The sequence below is a fragment of the Microbacterium sp. genome (assembly GCF_051953575.1).
Taxonomy (GTDB): Bacteria; Actinomycetota; Actinomycetes; order Actinomycetales; family Microbacteriaceae; genus Microbacterium.
Map to the genome: position 1 here is coordinate 1 of NZ_JBQCIP010000167.1, position 6,431 is coordinate 6,431.

The 6,431-nt window shown below is 70.5% G+C and carries 6 protein-coding genes; 1 reads left to right on the forward strand and 5 read right to left on the reverse strand.

Features of this window, described 5'->3' with window-relative positions:
• From ruvX to ACTHNQ_RS10480, 5 genes are all read right to left on the reverse strand, one after another.
• A partial coding sequence (gene ruvX / locus ACTHNQ_RS10460; RefSeq protein WP_440333314.1) for a Holliday junction resolvase RuvX occupies positions 1-465 on the reverse strand: 465 nt, incomplete at its 3' end.
• 13 nt (positions 466-478) lie between these two features.
• On the reverse strand, positions 479-3,136 hold the full coding sequence (gene alaS / locus ACTHNQ_RS10465; protein WP_440333315.1) for an alanine--tRNA ligase: 2,658 nt from the start codon (positions 3,134-3,136) through the stop codon (positions 479-481).
• A 92-nt stretch (positions 3,137-3,228) separates the two neighbouring features.
• Complete coding sequence (locus ACTHNQ_RS10470; protein WP_440333316.1) at positions 3,229-3,525, reverse strand: ATPase; 297 nt, start codon at positions 3,523-3,525, stop codon at positions 3,229-3,231.
• A gap of 105 nt (positions 3,526-3,630) precedes the next feature.
• The gene (gene rpsD / locus ACTHNQ_RS10475; protein WP_018170803.1) at positions 3,631-4,260 is read right to left on the reverse strand and encodes a 30S ribosomal protein S4; all 630 of its coding nucleotides are present in this window, start codon (positions 4,258-4,260) and stop codon (positions 3,631-3,633) included.
• Positions 4,261-4,450: 190 nt separating this feature from the next.
• Positions 4,451-5,764, reverse strand: a complete 1,314-nt coding sequence (locus ACTHNQ_RS10480) for a replication-associated recombination protein A (RefSeq protein ID WP_440333318.1) — start codon at positions 5,762-5,764, stop codon at positions 4,451-4,453.
• Between the two features lie 182 nt (positions 5,765-5,946).
• Between ACTHNQ_RS10480 and ACTHNQ_RS10485 the strand changes: the two genes are divergently transcribed.
• On the forward strand, positions 5,947-6,243 hold the full coding sequence (locus ACTHNQ_RS10485; protein ID WP_440333317.1) for a dioxygenase: 297 nt from the start codon (positions 5,947-5,949) through the stop codon (positions 6,241-6,243).
• Positions 6,244-6,431: the final 188 nt, after the last annotated feature.

A 6,431-nucleotide genomic window follows, 5' to 3' on the forward strand; every position in this document is an offset into this window, starting at 1 on the left:
GGCGGGCTCCTGGGGGACGGGGGTTCCGGGCGGCCGGCCGGTGCTCTTCTCGACATCGAGCGCCTGCTGAAGCAGCACGACAGCGGCGACCTGGTCAACGATGCTACGCGACGATCGCTGGGATCTGCCCGAACTGCGCAGCGCCGCGTGTGCCGACACCGTCGACAGTCGCTCGTCGACGAGGCGAACGACGAGGCCTGACGCCGCAGACAGGGCCGCAGCGAAGTCCCGGGCATCCTGCGTCGACGGCGTGTCCTCGCCGCGCAGGTTCAGCGGCAGCCCGACATACAGCTCGAACGCCGAATGCTCCTCGGCCAGTGCGACGATCCGCGCCACCGAGGCGTCGTCGCGGGGCACCGTCTCGACCGGCGTCGCCAGCAGCCCGTCGGGATCGCACTTGGCGACGCCGACGCGCGCCTTGCCCACGTCGACGCCGAGCCGGGGGCCACGCCTGAACTCTGTCATCAGCTGGTCCGGGTCACGCGGCGACGGCGTCCTTCACCGAGGCCAGCGCCGCAGGCAGCGCCGCGGCATCCGTTCCGCCGCCCTGCGCGACATCGTCGCGTCCACCACCGCCGCCGCCGAGCACGCCGGCGGCCGTCTTGGCGAGCACGCCGGCCTTCGCACCCGCGGAGCGAGCCGCGTCGTTGGTCGCCACGATCACGACCGGGCGGTCATTGACGACCGCGCCGAGCGCCACGACAGCCGCGTCGGAGCCGAGGCGCTCGCGCACCTGCAGGGCGAGCGCACGCACGTCGTCGCCGGATGCCGCCGAGCCGAGCGACTCGGCGACGACGAGCGTGCCGCCGATGCGTGTCGCGGATGCCGCCAGCTGCGGCAGGCGGTCGCCGAGGGCCTTCGCCTCGAACGCGGCGATCTTCTTCTCGGCGGCCTTGAGGTTGGCCTGGAGCTCGGCGATGCGCGCGGGCAGCTGCTCGCGCGGCGCCTTGAGCGACGAGGTCAGCTGCGACACGAGCGCCCGCTCTGCCGCCAGCGATCGGAACGCGTCAAGGCCGACGAGCGCCTCGACACGACGGTTGGACGCGCCGACCGACGACTCGCCGACGAGGTTGATGAGGCCGATCTCGGCGCTCGTCGACACGTGGGTGCCCGCGCACAGCTCGCGCGACCACGGACCGCCGATGTCGACCATCCGCACCGTGTCGCCGTACTTCTCGCCGAAGAGCGCCATCGCGCCGAGGGACTTCGCCTCGTCGAGCGGCAGCACCCGGGTGGTCACCTCGAGGTTGTCGCGGACGGCGTTGTTGGCGATCTCTTCGATCTCGCTCTTGGTCTCGTCGGACAGTGCCTGGCCCCACGAGAAGTCGAACCGCATGTAGCCGGCGCGGTTGAGCGATCCCGCCTGCGTCGCGGTCTTTCCGAGCGTGTCACGCAGCGCGGCGTGCACGAGGTGGGTCGCCGAGTGGGCCTGGCGGGCGGCGCGGCGGTTGGCGGCATCCACCACCGACGTCGCCGGCTGGCCGACGCCGACCTCGCCGGACGACACCTCGACGGTGTGGCTGATGAGGCCCGGCACGGGCTTCTGCACGTCGAGCACCTCGAGCTCGTAGCCGGGACCGACGATGACGCCCTTGTCGGCGACCTGGCCGCCCGACTCCGCGTACAGGGCGGTCTCGGCGAGGATGACCTCGGCGATCTGGCCGGTCGTGGCGCGGTCGACCGACACGCCGTCGACGAGGATGCCGAGCACGCGGGACTCGGTCTCGAGATCGGTATAGCCTGTGAACCCGGTCTCGCCGAGCGCGCGGAGATCGCGGTAGACGCTGGTGTCGGCGAGCTGGCGCTTGCGTGCGCGGGCATCGGCCTTCGCACGGGCGCGCTGCTCCTGCATGAGCGTGTCGAACGCGGCGCGATCGACCGACAGGCCCGCCTCTTCGGCGATCTCGAGCGTCAGGTCGATCGGGAAGCCGTAGGTGTCGTGCAGCAGGAACGCTTCGGAGCCGGCGATCGTCGTGCCGCCGGACGACTTCGTCTCGGCGAGCGACTCCTCGAGGATCGACTCCCCCGCCGCGAGCGTCCGCAGGAACGTGGCCTCCTCGGCCAGCGCGTACTGCGAGATGCGGGCCCAGTCCGTCTCGACGACCGGGTAGGCGCTCTTCATGGCGTCGCGGGATGCCGTGAACAGCACCTCGAACGTCGGCCCGTCGACGCCCAGCAGGCGCATCGAGCGGATCGCGCGGCGCATCAGGCGGCGCAGGATGTAGCCGCGGCCGTCGTTCGAGGGCGTGACGCCGTCCGACATCAGCATGAGCGACGAACGGATGTGGTCGGCCACGACGCGGAAGCGAACGTCGTCCTCGTGGTTCGCACCGTACGTGCGCCCCGAGAGCTCCACCGCCTTGTCGAGCACCGGACGCACCTGGTCGGTCTCGTACATGTTGTCGACGCCCTGCTTGATGAACGCGATGCGCTCCAGGCCCATGCCGGTGTCGATGTTCTTGTTCGGCAGCTCGCCGACGATGTCGAAGTCGTACTTCGAGCGCACGTTCGTGATCTCGTACTGCATGAACACGAGGTTCCAGATCTCGACGTAGCGGTCGTCGTCCGTCGCCGGTCCGCCGTCGATGCCGTACGCGGGACCGCGGTCGAAGAAGATCTCCGAGCACGGGCCCGCCGGGCCCGGGAGGCCCGTGCTCCAGTAGTTCGTGTCCTTGCCCAGGCGCTGGATGCGCTCGGCGGGCAGTTCGGTCAGCTGCAGCCAGAGGTCGTGCGCCTCGTCGTCCTCTTCGTAGACGGTGACCCACATGTCCTTCGGGTCGAAACCGAGTCCGCCGTCCGCCTCGGACGTGGTGAGCAGATCCCACGCGTAGCGGATCGCGCCTTCTTTGAAGTAGTCGCCGAACGACCAGTTGCCGAGCATCTGGAAGAAGGTGCCGTGGCGCGGCGTCTTGCCGACCTCTTCGATGTCGTTGGTGCGGATGCACTTCTGGTTGTCGGCTGCGCGCGCGTACGGGGCAGGCACGTCGCCCGACAGGTACGGGATGAACGGCACCATGCCGGCCACCGTGAACAGCAGCGCCGGGTCGTCGGTCACCAGCGACGCCGAGGGGACGATGGTGTGGCCGTTCTTCTCGAAGTAATCGAGGTAGCGCTGCGCGATCTCGGCGGTCTTCATGCGGGTCCTTGCTGTGCGTGCTTGCTGTGCGTGCGGATGCGTGTCGGGGGCACGCCGACTCCCCGGCGCTGCCGGTGAGCGGTATGCGGGTGTCAGTCGCCGAGCGTGTCGGCCGCGCTCTTGGCGGCGTCCGCGACGGTGTCCACGGCGTCGGATGCCACGGTCCTGACGGCCCCGGCGGCCTCGGCCGCGGCATCCCGCACGTCGTCGACGATGCCGGCGAACCGGGCCTCCTGCTCGCGATACGCGTCGCCGATGCGGTCGGTGAACTCGGTGATGCGCGCGTCGACGTCTGCGAGGATCTCGTGGCCGCGCGGGTCCTTGTTCATGAAGTGCGCCAGGACGAATCCACCGGCGATGCCGAGCAGGAACCACACCAGGTTCTTCATGTCACCACTTCCTCGCGGGCCGCCGGAGCGCGGCATCCCTCCATCGTAAGGGGAAACCAAGAAGGGCGTCGGGTGACCCCGACGCCCTTCGCGTGTTCGCAGAACTTATCGAGCTGCGTAGTACTCGACGACGAGCTGGACGTCGCAGACCACGGGGACCTCGGCGCGCTTGGGGCGACGCACGAGACGGGCCTGGAGCTTGTCGAGCTCGACCTCGAGGTAGCCCGGAACCGGGGGCAGGACCTCGGCGTGACCGCCGAGAGCTGCGACCTGGAAGGGCTCGATGCCCTCGCTCTTGGCCTTGACGTGGATGAGCTGACCCGGCTTCACGCGGAACGACGGGCGGTCGACGAGCTGGCCGTCCACGAGGATGTGGCGGTGCACGACGAGCTGGCGCGCCTGCGCGGTGGTGCGGGCGAAGCCGGCGCGCAGGACGAGCGCGTCCAGACGCATCTCGAGCTGCTCGACGAGGTTCTCACCCGTCAGGCCCTGGGTGCGGCGGGCCTCGTTGAACTGGATGCGCAGCTGCTTCTCGCGGATGCCGTACTGCTCGCGCAGACGCTGCTTCTCGCGGAGGCGGACGGCGTAGTCGCTGTCCTGCTTGCGCTTGGTGCGGCCGTGCTCACCCGGAGCGTAGGGGCGCTTCTCGAGGTACTTGGCGGCCTTCGGGGTGAGGGCCACGCCGAGAGCGCGGGACAGACGGACCTTGCGGCGGTCCTGGGACTTCGTTGCCACGAAGTGTTCCTTTCGATGACGCGGCCGTGTCTTTCACGGCCCGCGGACGTATCGCCCTGTCTTCGCCCTGTCCGGACTGCACGCCGGGGCATGCCGGAAGGTAGGTGAAGAAGAGAGGGGATGCCCGAAAACTGCGTTTCGAGCCGCTCTAGCTTACCAGACCCGGTGTTGGGCGCCTGTCGGCCGCCGCTCAGGCGTCGCGGCCGCCGTCGAGGATGCGGCGGATCTTCTCCAGCCGTGCCTGCACGTCGCGCTCCGCGCCGAGCGCCTTCGGCTCGTAGTAGCGGCGTCCGCGCAGCTCGTCGGGCAGATACTGCTGGGCGGCGATGCCGATCTCGGAGTCGTGCGGGTACACGTAGCCCTTGCCGTGGCCGAGCCGCTTCGCGCCCGGGTAGTGCGCGTCGCGCAGGTGGATCGGCACCCGGCCGAAACCGCCCGAGCGGACGTCGGCGATCGCGGCGTCGATCGCCAGATACGCGGCGTTGGACTTGGCGGTGGTGGCGAGGTACACCGTCGCCTCGGCGAGCGGGATGCGCCCCTCGGGCATGCCGATGAACTGCACCGCGTCCGCTGCCGCGACCGCGATCGGTAGCGCCTGCGGGTCGGCCAGGCCGATGTCTTCTGCGGCGGAGATGATGAGACGACGCGCGATGAAGCGCGGGTCCTCCCCCGCCTCGATCATCCGGGCGAGGTAGTGGATCGCCGCGTCCACGTCGGAGCCGCGGATCGACTTGATGAACGCGCTGATGACGTCGTAGTGCTCGTCGCCCTGCCGGTCGTAGCGCAGCAGCGCCCGGTCGACGGCCTGTGCGACCTGGTCGGCCGTGATCTCGGGGACCTTCGCGTCGCCCGATTCCTCCGCCTCGTCGTCGGTCTCCCCCGGCGCGGCGAGGGATGCCGCCGCCTCCAGTGCCGTGAGAGCCCGGCGCGCGTCGCCCGATGCGAGCCTGACGATCGCGTCGCGGGCGTCGTCGCCCAGCCGCACTGCGCCGGCGAGACCGCGCGCGTCCGAGACCGCGCGGTCGACGAGCATCGCCAGGTCGGCGTCGGTGAGGGGCTTCAGCGTCAGCAGCAGGGACCGCGACAGCAACGGCGAGATGACCGAGAACGAGGGATTCTCGGTCGTCGCGGCGATGAGCACGACCCAGCCGTTCTCGACGCCCGGGAGCAGCGCGTCCTGCTGCGCCTTCGTGAAGCGGTGGATCTCGTCGAGGAAGAGGATCGTCGACTGGCCGTACAGATCGCGCTGCGTCAACGCCTCTTGCATGACCTCACGGACGTCGCGGACGCCCGCGGTCACGGCCGACAGCTCCACGAACCGGCGGCCCGATGACCGCGCGATCGCCTGCGCGAGCGTCGTCTTGCCGGTGCCCGGCGGCCCCCACAGGATGACCGACGTCGCGGCACGTGCGGCGGCATCCGGATTCGCCAGCGTCACGAGCGGCGACCCGGCCCGCAGCAGATGGGACTGCCCGGCGACCTCGTCGAGCGACGTCGGGCGCATCCGCACGGCCAGCGGCGTCAGCCCCTGGAACAGCGCGGTCGGAAACGTCACGGTTCCAGGCTATCCCGGGGGGACGACACCGGATCCGTCCGGTTTGGCCGCCGTGGCGCCGGGCCGTAGGATCAACCCGCCCCGGGCCTGTGACCGGTGAGCGCCTGGGATGACGACAACGAGGAGGGCCCGTGGCCGGCGGTGGCAAGGATCGAGACGCACGTGCCGCGCGTGAGCGGACGCGGACCTATCAGGCGCGTCGTCAGTTCCACGACGATCAGGCCCGCCGCCGCACGCGCGACAACCTGATCGCGGGCATCGTCGGAGGCATCCTGGTGCTCGGCATCGTCGGCATTCAGACGGCATACTTCGTGGCAGGTCCCGGCGCGCCCGCTCCCGAGCCGACCTCGACATCCACCCCGACGCCGACTCCCACCGAGGGCGAGCCGTCGCCGAGCCCCACCCCCACGCCGACGCCGACGCCCTGATCGGCCCGGGAGATCTCGCGCACGACAGCGCCGGGGTGAGGCATCCGCCGTACTAGGCTGTGAGCCGTCCTACTCCCACAGACGGCGCGAGCCGCGATGAGGTGCATCCCGTGACTGCTGCAGCAGACCCCCAGCCCGAGACCGACGCCCCCGAGCTCCCCGAGAACGGCGAGCCCGAGACGACGTCC